The organism is Chengkuizengella sp. SCS-71B, from assembly GCF_040100845.1.
In the GTDB taxonomy this organism is placed as follows: Bacteria; Bacillota; Bacilli; order Paenibacillales; family KCTC-33759; genus Chengkuizengella.
The window spans coordinates 501,201-516,412 of record NZ_JAZHSH010000001.1 but is presented as its reverse complement, the minus strand read 5'-3'; the positions used below and the strand labels follow the sequence as shown (position 1 = coordinate 516,412).

Genomic DNA, 15,212 nt, shown 5'->3' with positions numbered 1-15,212 from the left:
ATGATTCTTTCTAATAAAAAAAAGCAAGAGAAATCTTATTTAGATTATTCATTCCTTGAACAATTAAAAGGTGTATTTATCTCACCAGAACTTGAAACGAATAAAAAAATGCTTGAAGAATATTTCAAAGATTGTTCTGATGTCATCATCAAACCGTTTCAAATCGGAAATGGAGTTGATAATGATAAAATTGATGGCCTCGCCATCTCTGTAGATGGGATGATAGATAACGATTTAATGACAGAAGCTATGAAATCAATGATGAAAAGCAAAGTTGAGATATCTGACATTTTACAAATCAAAGAATCCATAATCCCATTTGCAGAAGTAAAAGAAAAAAACAATTTTGCTGATTTCATGTTAAGTGTATTAAATGGGGATTTAGGCATTATTATCGATAAAAATACTGAATCTCTGTTAGTGAGCATGCGAGGTTTTAAAACACGTACGATTTCTGAGCCAGAAACGGAATCAGCCATTCGTGGCCCTAGAGAAGGATTTATTGAAAATATTCGTGTGAATACTTCGATGATTCGAAGAAAGTTAAAAACACCGCATTTAAAAACAAAAGCTTATCAAATAGGGAAATATAGCTGCACTGATGTTTCTCTAGTTTATATCGATAACATTATAGATCCTAATCTGATTAAGGAAGTAGATCGAAGATTAAACATGATCGATATGGATGGTGTTCTTGAAAGTGGATATATTGAGGAACAAATCCAAGATCATATATATTCACCCTTTCCACAATTTAGATATTCAGAAAGGCCAGATACGGTCGCAGCTGCTTTATTACAAGGAAAATTTGCTATTATCGTGGATGGTACACCTAATGTTTTAATTGCACCAACCATATTTTTGAATTTACTCCAAGCAAGCGAGGATTATTATGAAAGATTTATAGTAGCTACAGCCATTCGCTGGCTTCGTTTTTTATTCCTATTTCTTGCGCTGACAACACCAGCATTTTATATCGCCTTTTCAACCTATCATCAAGATATAATACCAACTACTTTGTTGCTAAGTATTATAGCAGCACATGAAGCTATTCCGTTTCCAGCGATTGTAGAAGCTTTAATTATGGAGGTCACATTTGAGGCATTAAGAGAAGCCAGTGTTCGATTACCCAAAACCATCGGTCAGGCTGTAAGTATTTTGGGTGCATTGGTTGTTGGTCAAGCTGCTGTAGAAGCAGGTATAGTCTCAGCCCCTATGGTTATCGTTGTATCTGTAACTGGGATTGCATCCTTTACTATCCCTACTTTTAACACAGGTATAGCCATACGTTTATTACGATTTCCAATTATGTTTGCAGCTTCTTTATTTGGTATTTTTGGAATCTTCATGAGTCTACTGCTGTTATTAGGGCATTTAGGAAATTTAAAATCCTTTGGTATACCGTATTTAACCCCATTGGCACCTTTAAGAGTAAAAGATTTAAAAGATACGGTAATCGCTGCTCCGTGGCCTTTTATGACTGAACGTCCTCAATTTATACAAGTCCAAGATAAAAAGCGGATGGGTACTCAAGTGAAAAAAAACGTTGAAAAAGATGGCGGCATCAAAAATAAAAATGCAGAGGAAGTAGGGGATCAAGGTGAATAAAAGAATACAGATTCTCATTTATTCTCTCTTAATTGAATGTTTACTGCTTACCGGATGTTGGGATCGCATCGAGCTAAATGATATAGCCGTTGCCCTAGCTACTGCCGTTGATCTAGAGGAGGATCATGTTTATCGTACAACCGTACAATATGCATTGCCTGGTAAAATGGAAGGATCTCAAACCTCAGGAGCTGGGGGTGGAACTGAAGATAATATTGCTTATATTGATTCAGATATTGGAAAGACACTTCGAGAAGCAGTATCTAAAATGCAAGCAAGAATGTCACAACAAATCACATTTTCCCATCGACGAGTATTAATCGTAAGTGAAGAACTTGCTAGAAATGGAATTAGAGATATGTTTGATACAACAGCACGTACAGCCAGCAATCGACTTTCTGCATATATTATTGTTGCCAAAGGAAAAGCTTATGATCTATTAAAGGCTGAACCACAGTTTGAACGATTCTCTGGAGAAAACATGTTATATTTAGCGGAATCCAAAGGTGTAATTAAAGTAAATATGAGGCAAGCAGCACAAGCAATGAGCCCTATAGGTAGTGATACGATCCTGGCCTATATGGCAGTAAAGAAATCACAGCTTTCTAACGATCCATCAGAAGAAATTGATTATGTGGGCTATGCACAATTTCAAGATGATAAAATGGTCGGAACGTTCGAAGGTGAAGAGGCACATGGTTTAATGTGGCTAAAAGATGAAATAAGTCCTTATACTACAATACTAAAAATCAAAGATAATAAGTATGCATCCGTTAATGTTAAAAATGGGAACGTAAAAATCAAACCTAAGCTTTATGATGATCATATCGAATATGCAATAGATATTGAAATCAATGCAAATTTAATTGAAGACTTTACTAGATCTGATATTACGAATAAAGCATCACAAGAAGTACTTAGTAAAAATCTTGAAGATCACATCGTTGGAGCAATCAATAATGCTATCAAAGTTATACAAGAGAACAAGGGTGATTCAGCTCAATTAGGTTTATTAGTACAAAACTACTACCCTAAACAATGGCGTGAAAAATATGAGAAAAATTGGTATGAAGAATTAGCAAAAGCCAAATTTTCAATCCAAGTTAATGCTAATATTACAGATGCAGGTTTAGTATCAGAAAACATTACTAATAGAGTTAGGGCGGAAGAGGCTAAATGAATAGTGCAATACAAATCAGCTTATTTCTATTATATTTATTAACAATATCTTTTGATCTAAAGTTTATCAAATCAATAAAACGGTCTGAAAAAATCATTTTATTGAGTTTAAATTTGCTAATTCTAAGCTTTATGGTCATGAGATATTTGTTTACAACTGACATTCCGATGCCTATCGATTTTTTTATCAATCATGTTTCACCGTGGATTCATAAATGGGTTCATTCTGAAAGCTAAGGAGTATGTGAACAGATGGATCAAAGACAAATTATTAGCCCTTTACAATTATCATGGCTTACAACCGTCATTATTTTTACTAGCAGCGAGACTTTTTTCCCAAGAGAAGCGCTATATGTAGCAGGTCATAATGGTTGGATTGCATATACAATACCACTTTTTTATGCATTGTTCATTACATTCACATTTTACCAATTGTCAAAAAGATTCCCTGAAAAAAATATTTTTGAGATTTCACATCAAATTTTAGGCAAAATAATGGGGGGAATTATCAACTTCATTATTCTCATTTACATTTGGGTTTCTTTGATGCGTAATGCTACTATTCTTACAGCATTTATGGATAGCTCTATTTTAATTTTAACTCCTATTTACATTATTGGTATCATTGTAATTCTCATGTTTATCTATTATGGTAAAATGAGCTACGAAGTAAGCGCACGTGTAAATGAATTAACTTTTTTATTATTTATTAGCATAGTCTTCTCAATGCCACTCATGTTAATAGGAGAAATTCAACTTGAAAGATTATTTCCTATTTTAGCAAAAGGAGTAGATGGTTTTATAAAATCAAACACATTAAATATAGGCTGGTTTGGAGACATTTTTATTCTAGGCGCTTTTTTACATGCACTTTCTGTTCCGAGGCAGATTCATAGCGCTATTAGATTTGGTTTAATCAACGCTACTTATTTACTTACACTAGTTATGGTTCTAACAATTGCTGTATTGGGTCCCAATATAGGAAGTAAAGCGATGTATCCTATTTATTTATTAGCAGAACAAATTCATTTTACAGATTTTTTGGAACGTTTAGAAATTATTATGGTTACAGCGTATACTTTTTCATTTATGTTAAATATGATCTTTATGTTTATCGCAGGTTTAATTGGACTAAGCAGTTATACTAATCGAAAAGACTATCGAATCTATTCTACAACTGTTGGATGGTTCATCTTTATGTTAGCTGTTTTATCTTTTACAAATATTACAGATCTGTACATCTTTTCAAGTTACAGCAGCGTTGTAATCACCTTAGTTCTTCAAGTTCCTATTTTAATCATAATGTTGGTTTTTTCTAGAAGAAAGAAGTTTAAAAAGAAACAATCCAATATCGTTAAAAAAGAGCATAAGTATGCTCGAAATTGGCGCTGGTCTACAAACTTGCTTCTCTTCTCCTGTCTACTTTTTATCGTATTTGGGATATTGTTTGGGGGAAATTATGCGATTTGTGGATTTATTGCTGGGATTGGTTTCGCATTATGTTTGACTGGTGCATTGCTCACTTCATTCATGGAAATGATAAAATGCAACAAATTAAGACAAAATAAAACATAATTTTAATTAATTTTAGATCTAAAAGCAGGTTTTTCGATGCTTATGTAGAATAATAAATGACAGAAATATTTTTCATGTGAGAAAAACTTACAAATGACCATTTAAAGGAAGCATAAAGGAGTTACATATGGAAAAACAAACTAAATTTAAGTGGAAAAAGAAGAAGTTCACCTTCATTATTTTAGAAGACTCTGGTCGTACATCCATTCAATTTAGGGTGAAGGATTTCATTTTATATAGTCTCCCCTTTCTCTTAGGTATGCTAATCCTAGCTATCTTCGTGCTTTTCACACTTCACCAGCATGCTTTGATAAAGTATGATCGGTTACATATATCTTTAGAGGAAAGTGAAACAAAATATGACGATATGGTTGTTCAAAAAAATCAAACGATTGAAAGTAAAGATGATACCATAGAACATTTACAAAATAATTTAATTAGTTTATCAGAACAAACACAGGAAATAAAATTAAAACTAAATGAACTAGAGAAATTAGAAAATGACATAAAAAAAATTACGGGTGCAGATACCACAGCACTCTTAAATCCATTTGATACGAAATTGGAAAAGGAATCTGTTGCAACTGCTCCTGTTTCTATCCTACATAATAATAATAAATCAGTCTTTATAGGAACTGGTGGACATCTTGTTCCTATACATAATGAATCTCTAAAAGAGATTACAACAAATACATCTGAAAATCTAATTGCATTAAATAAAAATGTGGATACCTTATTAGTTAGTTTATCTAACTCAAAACAAGATATTGTAGAATATCAGCAGCTTTTAAATATTACACCTTCAATTTGGCCTACAAATCATCAAAAAATCACATCTACTTTTGGTTATAGAAGAGATCCGTTTACTAATGCGCTTAGTTTCCACACTGGCTTAGACATTGGAGCCTTCTATAATGATCCAGTTTTTGCAGCAGCTGATGGGTCCATTAGTTATACAGGTTATGACCGCGTTTATGGAAATCAAATTAACATCAATCATTCAAATGGTGTGATCACTAGATATATGCATTTAAATAAAATATTAGTTCAATCTGGTCAAAAAGTTAAAAAAGGGCAAAAGATTGGATTAGTAGGTTCAACTGGACGAAGTACTGGACCCCATCTTCATTATGAAATAGTTAAAAATGGTGAAAGACAAAATCCATTAGATTTTATTCAATAACATTCATTATAACTCGATTTCTATTATTAGAAGGGATGATGTGTTTTGTTTAGAAGTACCAAAGTGAACAATATAGATCCAAACAAAACGGATACATTAATTGGTGAAGGGTCTGTTTTGGATGGGAATATTAAATCAGAAGCAAGCATTCGCATTGATGGTAAAATCGTAGGAGATATTCATTGTGAAGGTGATGTCATCATCGGGGAAAGTGGTATAGCAATATCAAATATCACTGCTCGTAACATAACTGTTGTAGGTAAAATTGAAGGAAATGTAGAAACAAAGAAACTGCAAATTTCATCAACAGGTAAACTCTATGGTAATATCTCTACATCTGTCTTAGCTATTGAAGATGGGGGAGAGTTTGAGGGCACCAGCAAAATGAACATTGACCAGAGCAAAGCTGAAATTCAAAAGGAAATGAAAGAAAAAAAACAGAAGAAAAATGTACCTGCCTGATTATTTGTATGTTATTTATAAACGTAAACCGTCGACCAAAAGTTTGGTCGACGTTTACTATTTAACTTACTAATTTATATTTGTTCACCTTATCAATCCAATTGCATCTTATCTACTTTTTACTAATAAATCAACTGCTTCTTTTACTAATTTACTTGTATCATTTCCTTTTTCTTGTTCTTCTAAAATGCAGTTCTCTAAATTTACTGCTACGACATAAGCAATCGCCTTATCTGCAGCACTTCTCACTGCAGATAATTGACTAACCACATCCTTACAAGGTTTCTCCTCTTCCATCATATTTAATACGCCGCGAACTTGTCCTTCCAAGCGCTTTAATCTTCTTTTCACATCTTCTCCATATTCCATTCTAAAACCCCCTTCAATAGCTCATACATGTAAAGGTATACTATCATGAGTAGCTGAATGAAACAAGGCATACATTTAGAAAAGTGATTCAACAATTTGCAACACATTGTTCTTTCAGGGGATTAAGTTATTTTTTCTAATTTACCAGAAGACAAATCAAATACAAACCCTATGATTTCAACATTAGATCCATACTTTATATAAACAGGATGTTTCTTTACATTTTCGATTTGATTTAACACATTTAATTTGGATAACTCAAATGAAGTCAAAGAATCACATTGATGTTTACTTGGAATGTTCTTTTCAATTTCTGAAATCCATAACTGGAATCCATCATCTTTTTGTTTCTCCTGTCGATTCATTTCACATGCAGCTTGGATTCCTCCACAATGAGTATGACCTTCAATCAATATTTTTTTCACTTTTAAATGCTTTAAAGCATAATATAATCCTGCTGAGAAGCTATGATCACCTTCTACAACTTGATTTGCTACATTTCGATGAACAAACATATTCCCTAAAGGCATATTTGCTATAACAGAAGGACTAACACGGGAATCACTGCAGGCCAATACAAAATATTCTGGAGATTGACCTTCTGCTAATTTGTTAAAATAATCTGGATCTTGCTGCAATATTTCTGTTACAAACTGTTCATTTTGTTTTGTTATGTCAGTCTCTTTTGAACTCAAATTTGATACACCTTCTTATTATCTTTCATCACCCAATTTGTAAAACATGTTGTAGTGATGGATGATTAATATTTTCTCCGTATTTTTCAAACCAACCTGCTTTTTGAACTAAATCTTTAATGGGTCCTTTCATTCCTGTAATGAGAAATTGAACTCCGGCACTTTTATAATTGTCCATCAATTTTTCTAACTCATCTATAGAAACTGCATCAATATCATTTACAGCACTGAAATCTAATATGATTCGATTAATATTTGCTTTTTTTGACATTTCATCATTAAATTTTTTTTCAATGAATCCCATATTTGCAAAATAAATCGAAGCATCAATTCTAAAAATCAAAGTATCTTTAAAGGTTTTCGCTTCAGGGTAACGTTTAATATTTCGAAATATTTTTGTCTTCTCAATATAACCTAGTTCAGCAATGTGTGGATACGCACTTCTCCAAATGAAAACAAGTAAAGAAAATGCAGCTCCGATTAATATTCCCTCTTCTATCCCTAACATTAATGTAAAAATGAATGTTATGATCAGCGTTAACCCATCCATTTTTTTCACCTTAAATAAATGCTTTGCTTCCCGTATATCAATTAAACCAAACACAGCTACCATGATGATGGCTGCTAAAACGGCATTTGGTAAATAATAAAACAACGGTGTTAAAAATAATAATGTGATAATAATGAGTATAGCTGTGATGATTGAGGCTAATCCTGTTTTAGCTCCTGCTTGATAGTTAACTGCAGATCTGGAAAAACCGCCTGTTACAGGGTAAGCTGAGAAAAAGGAACCGACGATGTTTGCTAAACCCAGCCCGTTTAACTCCTGATTGGAATTAATTTTATATTTTTCTTTCGCAGCAATCGCTTTTGCAACAGCTATAGATTCCATAAAACCTACAAAAGAAATCGTTAATGCAATTGGAAGTAATGCTATAATCGAATCCATATTAAACGCAGGAAGTGAAAAACTCGGAATCCCTTTGGGAACCTCCCCAACAATTTTCACTCCATAATCTTTTAAGTTTAAAAAATATACCAATAAGGTACTTACCAAAACAACCACTAATGGTGCAGGAAATCGCGGCAGTTTTTTCTTGAAAAAAAGTAACGTGAGAATGCTGCCAATACCAATTAAAAAGGTAATCATATTGATTTCACTGATTCTCTGTGCTGCTTCAAGCAAAGTATGAAATATCGTTTCACCTGTATCCAAATTGATGCCTAATAAATTTTTTAGCTGACTTAATCCAATAATTAAAGCCGCAGCGGATGTAAAACCACTTACTACAGCATGGGATAAAAAATTAACGATAAAACCTAGTTTAAAGATCCCCATAGCGAACTGAATGATCCCAATCATAAACATTAATAAAAAGACATAGGACAAATATTCTTCAGAACCTGGTTCAGCTAAAGCAGATACACCTGATAAAACAAGAAGCGAAACCATAGCAACAGGCCCCACTGCTAATTGTTTTGAAGATCCCATAATTGCATAAATAAAAAGTGGGATAGTAGAGGCATATAAACCAATAACTGGAGGCAAACCCGCAATCATAGCATAAGCCATCGCTTGAGGTATCAACATAATGGCAACAATTAAACCTGCGGATACATCTCCTTTGAGATCATGCTTATTATAATTTTGAATCCAATCGATAGCTGGGATCACCTTTTTTAACATGTTTCACCCTCCCTTCTTCTCATCCTTCTTTCACGATCCCATTTACCCTTTTTTAATCCAAAATTTAAATAATCCGTTTTCTTCAGACGACTCCAGCAATTCATGCCCAGTTGATTTAATCCAAGCAGCTAAGTCATTTTTAGCTCCTTTATCTGTAGCATGTATTTCTAAAATATCACCTGATTGTAACTCTTCTATCATTTTTTTCGTTTTTACGATAGGCATCGGACACGCTAAACCTTTAGCATCTAAAATTTTTGTGACATTCATATTTCTTATCTCTCCTTTTTTTATTTAATTAGTATGGTGGACAGCACAACGATTTGGACCTATTTCCAACTCTTGCTGTTTTTCTTCTTCCGCTTCTTCTTCGCCTCTATTTATTGCAATAATCTCCTCAAAGTTTGGAGGTGTTTCTGAGCTTGCAGATTGTGCTACATGTTCAACAAAGTCCTCTTCGCTCTGATTGGACATAATTTCATTTTGCTTACGAATCTCCCCTAATAACTCACCAATATACCCAGCCACATTCACTTCCTCTTCAAAATCTGCATAATGAGAAGGTAGAACAATCACATCGTCTGTGATTAGTGAAACTTTGTTATAAACCGTATCATATAAATCTTTGGCCCATTCTCTAGCCTTTCCACCTAAATCTGGTCTGCCTAAACCACTAACAAAGATGGTATCTCCTGAAAATAATATTTTCTCATTGACAAAGAATGAAACACTACCTGGAGTATGTCCAGGTGTCTTGACAGCAATGACTTCTAATGAAACATGCTCAAAGTCAATTTTGTTATAATTTTCTAGCGCTTTGAAATCAAAAACTGCCCCTTCACTTTTCATCAAATAATAGTTAGCTCCTGTTTCTTCTGCTAGTAAACGACCACCTGAAATATGATCCGCATGAAGATGGGAATCTACAATATGTGTTATTTTCACACCCTCATCCTCTGCAGCCTTTTTATAAATATGAGTAAATCTTGAAGGATCAACGATTAAAGCCTCTCCACCAGAGACAACCATATAAGATAAACATCCTTTGCCGACTCGAACAAATTGGTACACTTTCATCTTGTCATCTGAAAATACTTCTTTTTTGTAGAGATACTCACTCCATGATTTCATTCCGCCTTTTAAATAAGAAGCTGTTAATCCCTGTTCACTTAACATCTCAGCTACCATTTTAGATGAACCTTCTTTAGCACATACAACAATGATTTCTTTATCAGATGGAATTTTATCCATGATTTCTTCTACCCCATCTATTAATTCAAAATAGGGAATATTTAAATGTTTAATTTGTTTTCCTTCAATTTTCCAATCTTTAAAATCATCATGATTACGGACATCTAAAATAAACAATTGTTCCTTGTTTAATACTTGATCAAAAATTTGTTGAGCTGTTTTCACTGTTACACTCATTTCATTCTCTCCCTTTTTTTACTCGCATACGGCGAGTTTTATTAGAATGTTAAAGTTACATTTGCATCTTTCGCAAAATCAAGAAAGGTTACTGCTCCTCCTACTTCAATTCCTGATATTAAGTCCTCTTTTTTTACATTCATAACATCCATCGTCATTTGACAAGCGATGAATTTCACCCCTAACTCTTTTGCCATTACAATAAGTTCATCAATAGATGGAACTTCAGCTGCTTTAAACCCTTCCTCAAAATGCTCTCTTCCTTCTGGTAAAGGAAGTTGCTGATTACCTTCTTTATGAATTAAGTTCAAACCCTCAAAAGTAAAGAATATTCCTACTTCAGCGTCTGTCGCTGCAGATGCTGTTGCAATATTAAACACTTTATATGCTTCAAATAAACCACCGTTAGATGCAATGATTGCCACTTTATTTGACATGATGATAACCTCCTAAAATTTTTTTACTTTCTAAAATAGCTCAGGTGATTATTTATGAATTAAATCCAATATCTTTTTTCGATCATATCCTAATACCCATTCTCCATTAACCTCTGCTTGGGGCACGCCTAACTGCCCTGTAGTATTGATCAGTTTTTGAGCTTCAATAGCGTCATTTTCTAAATTGATTTCTTTAAAAGGCAGTCCTTGTTCATTCAAAAAGTTTTTCAACATTAAACAATAAGGACAAGTATTTGTCGTGTATACTGTAATTTGATTTTCCATGAATAACACCCCCAATTAATCGATTAACTTTTCTGTTTTCCCTTTCCATTCAGACATTCCTGGAACAACATTAAATACTTTCTTAAACCCTAATTGTGATAATTTTTGTGCTGCCAGGTCACTTCTATTTCCTGTTCTACAAATCACATACATCTCAGCTTCTTTATTTAAATTATTAATTCGTTGCTCAAGCTCTCCAAAAGGAATAGAGATAGAACCAGGTATATGATTGAATGCGAATTCTGAAGGCTCTCTCACATCTAAAATAACCGCTTGTTCGTTACTCTCCAGTCTTTTTGCTAATTGGTCGTTTTCAATTAGATGGGGGTATTTTATTTCCTCCATCTCTTCTCCACCTTTTCTAACAAAATGGTGGATAATCTCTGCATTCTCGATTGTTCCAATGTATTGATGACCTACATTAGCACACCAAGCTTTTAGATCAGCGGTTGATCCTTTATCTGTGGCTTGAATTTCCAATACTTGACCAGGCTCCAATTCATTAATTGATTTTTTGGTCTTTACAATTGGCATCGGACATGCTAAACCTTTGGCATCTAATACCTTATCTGTTTGAATATTTGTCAATGACAAAACCTCCCTATTTATCAAAAGCTCTTTTTTTATTTAACAAACCTCATATACCCTGTAGGGTATTGATTAGCGTAAATTTTTTTGGACTTCCCCTGTCCATTCCAACATACCGCCTATCATATTTTTCACCTTAAAACCTTGACTTTTTAAATATTGTGTAGCAATGCCACTTCGATTGCCGGAACGACAAATCATAATATATTCTCTAGATCTATCCAATTCATGAAGCCGGAATTCTAACAAACCTAATGGAATGTGTGTAGCTCCTTCAATCATTCCTTCCTTGATCTCATCCACTTCTCTCACATCTATCATATGAAGTTGCTTATTTTTATTAAGAAGTTGTTTTAATTCTTCAGGTGTAATGATTTTCAAAATCTAACCCTCCATTCTCCATAAAGTTCTTATTCTTTTTATATGTCATCATTTGCTAAATAAATAAATTCACATTTCCATTTTCCGCATCTGCTAAATATGCTGCAACCCCACCATATTCAATTCCTTCTAACAATTCTTCTTTTTGCAAACCTAATAAATCCATCGTCATTGTACATGCTACCAACTTAATCCCTTGCTCTTGAGCCATTTGTATCAATTGTTCAGGAGGCAGAGCATTGTGTTTTTTCATGACTCTTTTAATCATTTTAGGGCCCATTCCTGCAAAATTCATTTTAGATAATCCCATCTTTTCCACACCACGTGGCATCATGCTGCCAAACATTTTTTCAAGGAACCCCTTTTTGGTTAGAACGTTTTCCTCTTTACGTAAAGCATTTAATCCCCAGAATGTATGAAAAATGGTAACCTCATGGTCATAAGCTGCCGCTCCATTTGCAATTATATAAGCAGCCATCGCTTTATCGTAATCACCACTGAATAATACAATTGTTGTTTTTTTCATCCAGTACTTTCACCTCCCTTCAAATACTTATACCCCTATGGGTATTTATATTGTAAAATGAATTTCTCATTTCGTCAACATTATTTTTGAATTTTTCCATAAAAAACCACCCATACTAAGAAAACAACTATGCGAAGTATTAAATATTTTTTAAGGAAATCTAGTGAAGCTAAAATTAATAAGGGGGATGAACCAATGAGGAAAAATGGGGATCTAATATCAACTACTCAATTAATGTTCTTAATGATTACTTCCGCTGGATTAATTAATCACGTTTTAATTATCCCTGTTTTATTGGCGACAGCTCATCGAGATGCCTGGATATCTACTGTAATGAACATCGCAATTTATCCAATATGGATTTTACTTATTATTTACATTAGAAAACATACACAACAAAAAAAACTTTATGAATTTATAAAAGAAAAATTCGGTAAAATAATAACATTCATTTTATTTCTCATGATCTGCTTGCATTTATTTTTACTTTCAACAACAACACTAATTGCTACGCTTAGGTGGACAATCCTTACCTTTTTGCCTGAGACACCCATGTTTATGCTCACGATCACCTTTATACTGTTATGTTTTTTTACTGTCATCACTAGTCTAAGAACAATTACAAATATGAACATCATTTTGCTACCCATTGTGGTTACTTTAGGCTTTTTTGTTTCTTTCTCAAATACACAATATAAAGATTATTCATTATTAACTCCTATTTTAGAACATGGTTTGGAACCAGTACTCATTGGCATGATAGTTTCAGGATCAGGGCTTATTGAACTGTTTATCATAATTTTTTTACAACACAAAGTACATTCAAAGATTAAACTGCTCCCTGTGATATTAACGGGATTAACTTTGATCATGCTTACACTCGGACCTCTAATTGGATCGATTACGATTTTTGGTCCAGAAGAAGCACAGAAAATGAGAGCTCCTGCATTTGAACAATGGAGAATGGTTACCCTAGGGCGATTTGTGGAACATGTAGATTTTTTGTCTATTTATCAATGGTTAGCAGGTGCCTTTATTCGAATTTCCTTATTTATGTATATCATCCCAGAAATGATAAATATAAAAAGGCAAAAAAATAAAGTATGGATCACACTTATTTTATTTACAACGATGATCATTCTCGTTCAATTACCAACTAGCGACACCTTTTTAGCTGGATTATTATATGGTTTTTTTATACCTTATTCATTTTGGTTTATGTTCACCATTTCAATATTATTAGGATTCTTAATATTTGTACAAAATAAGATAAAACAAAAAACTTAACGAAACTATCATTTTAAATATAAAAGTGTTCTAACCAAAATAATCAAAAGGAAAAATTCAACGATGATCACAAACAAAAAAAATAATCATAATCACTTTAAAGAGCAAACAATAAAAGATGCTTTTCAATCCTGCTATGATGTTAAACATCAAATCTTACATTTTCAGTCCAATTCTAATGATTACAAGGTTATGTTTACTTATTGTGAAGGTCTTCATGATTACGATAAACTGAATAAAGTAATTATTCCAGAGCTGCGTAAACTTTTTGAATTGATGGAAAATCAAAGTTTTTCAAATGAATTCATTCATAAAGAGCTTAAAATAGCAACATTACATCAAGTTGAACATACTAAGGAAATGATTGCACAAGTTTTAACCGGACAAGTGTTAATTTACTTCCCAAAATTATTATCTGCCTACACTATCGATACTCGTGACTTTCCTAAACGTGATCCTCAGGATTCTACTACTGATGTACCCATCAAAGGATCTAGAGATGGATTTATTGAAGATATTACTACAAATGCGGCCTTGATTCGAAAGAGAATACCTTCAAATAGTCTACACTATCATCAATATTCTGTAGGCGAAAAAACAAAAACTAAAGTAGGCCTGCTTTATATTGATGATAAAATTGATCCTCATGTACTTAAAAAAATAAAAGGTAAATTATCAAATATTAAAGCTGAAGCCATATATAGTACAAAACAAATAAAACAGTTAATTGGAGATATCAAATTCCCTTTATTCCCATTATTTAGCTATTCAGGCAGACCTGATTTCACAGTTCATTCTTTGATGAACGGACGTTTTGTACTCATCGTTGACGGATTGCCAACGGTAATCATAGGTCCTGCAAATTTTATGTTTTTATTAGACAGTGGTGAGGATAAAGAGATGATCACTATCTTTACTTTATTTGAAAGAGCAATGAGGATCTTAGGATTTGTAATGGCAACATTTCTACCTGGTTTTTGGGTTGCCTTAATCTCTTTTCATCATGATCAAATCCCGTTTGCATTACTTGCTACCATTGTTGAATCAAGACGTGGAGTTCCTTTCCCTTCAGCTTTAGAAGTATTTATTATGCTGATGTTATTTGAAATTTTTAGAGAGGCTGGGATGAGGTTGCCTGTTGGAATAGGGCAAACGTTAAGTGTCGTAGGGGGACTAATTATCGGTGATGCCGCAATCGCTGCTGGGATTACCAATGCAACTACAATGGTCATCATCGCAGTTTCTGTTGTATCCACTTATACGTTAATTAATCAATCATTAGTTGGTTCAATAAGTGTAGTAAGATATTTTATTTTGTTCGTCTCTTCCATTTTAGGAATATGGGGATTCTTTATATCTTCTTTCCTTACCATTCTTTATTTAGCCAACTTAAGACCCTATGGAGTGAATTATTTAACTATGACTTCAAAAAAAACTGGTAATTTTTTAAAGTCATATGTGAAATCTTTGAAAAATAACTAATTTTAATGACTTAAGTGGAAATAAATCACTAGGATGAGAA

Annotated in this window: 17 protein-coding genes; 7 read left to right on the top strand and 10 right to left on the bottom strand. The window is 33.2% G+C overall.

Features of this window, described 5'->3' with window-relative positions; all coding sequences use genetic code 11:
* From VQL36_RS02435 to VQL36_RS02415, 5 genes are all read left to right on the top strand, one after another.
* Complete coding sequence (locus VQL36_RS02435) at positions 1-1,608, top strand: spore germination protein (protein WP_349247789.1); 1,608 nt, start codon at positions 1-3, stop codon at positions 1,606-1,608.
* Positions 1,601-2,788 carry a Ger(x)C family spore germination protein gene (locus VQL36_RS02430; RefSeq protein ID WP_349247788.1) on the top strand — a complete coding sequence of 396 codons (1,188 nt, stop codon included), beginning with the start codon at positions 1,601-1,603 and terminating at the stop codon, positions 2,786-2,788. Before VQL36_RS02435 ends, VQL36_RS02430 begins: the two co-directional genes overlap by 8 nt.
* A 251-nt stretch (positions 2,789-3,039) precedes the next feature.
* The gene (locus tag VQL36_RS02425; RefSeq protein ID WP_349247787.1) at positions 3,040-4,362 is read left to right on the top strand and encodes an endospore germination permease; all 1,323 of its coding nucleotides are present in this window, start codon (positions 3,040-3,042) and stop codon (positions 4,360-4,362) included.
* Between the two features lie 127 nt (positions 4,363-4,489).
* On the top strand, positions 4,490-5,545 hold the full coding sequence (locus tag VQL36_RS02420) for a M23 family metallopeptidase (protein WP_349247786.1): 1,056 nt from the start codon (positions 4,490-4,492) through the stop codon (positions 5,543-5,545).
* A 45-nt stretch (positions 5,546-5,590) separates the two neighbouring features.
* Complete coding sequence (locus VQL36_RS02415) at positions 5,591-6,007, top strand: polymer-forming cytoskeletal protein (protein ID WP_349247785.1); 417 nt, start codon at positions 5,591-5,593, stop codon at positions 6,005-6,007.
* Positions 6,008-6,115: 108 nt separating this feature from the next.
* On the opposite strand, the gene VQL36_RS02410 is transcribed toward VQL36_RS02415, so the two are convergent.
* The 10 genes from VQL36_RS02410 to VQL36_RS02365 form a co-directional block, all read right to left on the bottom strand.
* Positions 6,116-6,376, bottom strand: coding sequence for a metal-sensitive transcriptional regulator (locus tag VQL36_RS02410; RefSeq protein ID WP_349247784.1), 261 nt, complete (start codon positions 6,374-6,376; stop codon positions 6,116-6,118).
* Between the two features lie 122 nt (positions 6,377-6,498).
* The gene (locus tag VQL36_RS02405) at positions 6,499-7,071 is read right to left on the bottom strand and encodes a carbonic anhydrase (RefSeq protein ID WP_349247783.1); all 573 of its coding nucleotides are present in this window, start codon (positions 7,069-7,071) and stop codon (positions 6,499-6,501) included.
* Between the two features lie 28 nt (positions 7,072-7,099).
* The gene (locus VQL36_RS02400) at positions 7,100-8,758 is read right to left on the bottom strand and encodes a sulfate permease (RefSeq protein ID WP_349247782.1); all 1,659 of its coding nucleotides are present in this window, start codon (positions 8,756-8,758) and stop codon (positions 7,100-7,102) included.
* A 42-nt stretch (positions 8,759-8,800) separates the two neighbouring features.
* On the bottom strand, positions 8,801-9,028 hold the full coding sequence (locus VQL36_RS02395) for a sulfurtransferase TusA family protein (RefSeq protein ID WP_349247781.1): 228 nt from the start codon (positions 9,026-9,028) through the stop codon (positions 8,801-8,803).
* A 24-nt stretch (positions 9,029-9,052) separates the two neighbouring features.
* Positions 9,053-10,186: an MBL fold metallo-hydrolase gene (locus VQL36_RS02390; RefSeq protein ID WP_349247780.1), complete on the bottom strand. Its 1,134-nt coding sequence runs from the start codon at positions 10,184-10,186 to the stop codon at positions 9,053-9,055.
* Positions 10,187-10,227: 41 nt separating this feature from the next.
* Positions 10,228-10,623, bottom strand: coding sequence for a DsrE/DsrF/DrsH-like family protein (locus tag VQL36_RS02385; RefSeq protein ID WP_349247779.1), 396 nt, complete (start codon positions 10,621-10,623; stop codon positions 10,228-10,230).
* A 48-nt stretch (positions 10,624-10,671) separates the two neighbouring features.
* On the bottom strand, positions 10,672-10,908 hold the full coding sequence (locus VQL36_RS02380) for a glutaredoxin family protein (RefSeq protein ID WP_349247778.1): 237 nt from the start codon (positions 10,906-10,908) through the stop codon (positions 10,672-10,674).
* Between the two features lie 15 nt (positions 10,909-10,923).
* A complete protein-coding gene (locus VQL36_RS02375; protein WP_349247777.1) occupies positions 10,924-11,496 on the bottom strand; it encodes a sulfurtransferase TusA family protein in 573 nt (190 codons plus the stop codon).
* Positions 11,497-11,568: 72 nt separating this feature from the next.
* Positions 11,569-11,877: a rhodanese-like domain-containing protein gene (locus VQL36_RS02370; protein ID WP_349247776.1), complete on the bottom strand. Its 309-nt coding sequence runs from the start codon at positions 11,875-11,877 to the stop codon at positions 11,569-11,571.
* Positions 11,878-11,932: 55 nt separating this feature from the next.
* Complete coding sequence (locus VQL36_RS02365; RefSeq protein ID WP_349247775.1) at positions 11,933-12,403, bottom strand: DsrE/DsrF/DrsH-like family protein; 471 nt, start codon at positions 12,401-12,403, stop codon at positions 11,933-11,935.
* 195 nt (positions 12,404-12,598) lie between these two features.
* On the opposite strand from VQL36_RS02365, the gene VQL36_RS02360 reads away from it, so the two are divergent.
* Together VQL36_RS02360 and VQL36_RS02355 are read left to right on the top strand one after the other, a co-directional pair.
* On the top strand, positions 12,599-13,690 hold the full coding sequence (locus VQL36_RS02360; RefSeq protein ID WP_349247774.1) for an endospore germination permease: 1,092 nt from the start codon (positions 12,599-12,601) through the stop codon (positions 13,688-13,690).
* 63 nt (positions 13,691-13,753) lie between these two features.
* Positions 13,754-15,172, top strand: a complete 1,419-nt coding sequence (locus VQL36_RS02355; RefSeq protein WP_349247773.1) for a spore germination protein — start codon at positions 13,754-13,756, stop codon at positions 15,170-15,172.
* Positions 15,173-15,212: the final 40 nt, after the last annotated feature.

Coding starts and splice junctions, on each gene's coding strand:
- VQL36_RS02385 (WP_349247779.1), bottom strand. CDS start 10,623: ATGTCAAATAAAGTGGCAATCATTGCATCTAACGGTGGTTTATTTGAA.
- VQL36_RS02410 (WP_349247784.1), bottom strand. CDS start 6,376: ATGGAATATGGAGAAGATGTGAAAAGAAGATTAAAGCGCTTGGAAGGA.
- VQL36_RS02400 (WP_349247782.1), bottom strand. CDS start 8,758: ATGTTAAAAAAGGTGATCCCAGCTATCGATTGGATTCAAAATTATAAT.
- VQL36_RS02420 (WP_349247786.1), top strand. CDS start 4,490: ATGGAAAAACAAACTAAATTTAAGTGGAAAAAGAAGAAGTTCACCTTC.
- VQL36_RS02355 (WP_349247773.1), top strand. CDS start 13,754: ATGATCACAAACAAAAAAAATAATCATAATCACTTTAAAGAGCAAACA.
- VQL36_RS02365 (WP_349247775.1), bottom strand. CDS start 12,403: ATGAAAAAAACAACAATTGTATTATTCAGTGGTGATTACGATAAAGCG.
- VQL36_RS02435 (WP_349247789.1), top strand. CDS start 1: ATGATTCTTTCTAATAAAAAAAAGCAAGAGAAATCTTATTTAGATTAT.
- VQL36_RS02390 (WP_349247780.1), bottom strand. CDS start 10,186: ATGAGTGTAACAGTGAAAACAGCTCAACAAATTTTTGATCAAGTATTA.
- VQL36_RS02395 (WP_349247781.1), bottom strand. CDS start 9,028: ATGAATGTCACAAAAATTTTAGATGCTAAAGGTTTAGCGTGTCCGATG.
- VQL36_RS02425 (WP_349247787.1), top strand. CDS start 3,040: ATGGATCAAAGACAAATTATTAGCCCTTTACAATTATCATGGCTTACA.
- VQL36_RS02380 (WP_349247778.1), bottom strand. CDS start 10,908: ATGGAAAATCAAATTACAGTATACACGACAAATACTTGTCCTTATTGT.
- VQL36_RS02360 (WP_349247774.1), top strand. CDS start 12,599: ATGAGGAAAAATGGGGATCTAATATCAACTACTCAATTAATGTTCTTA.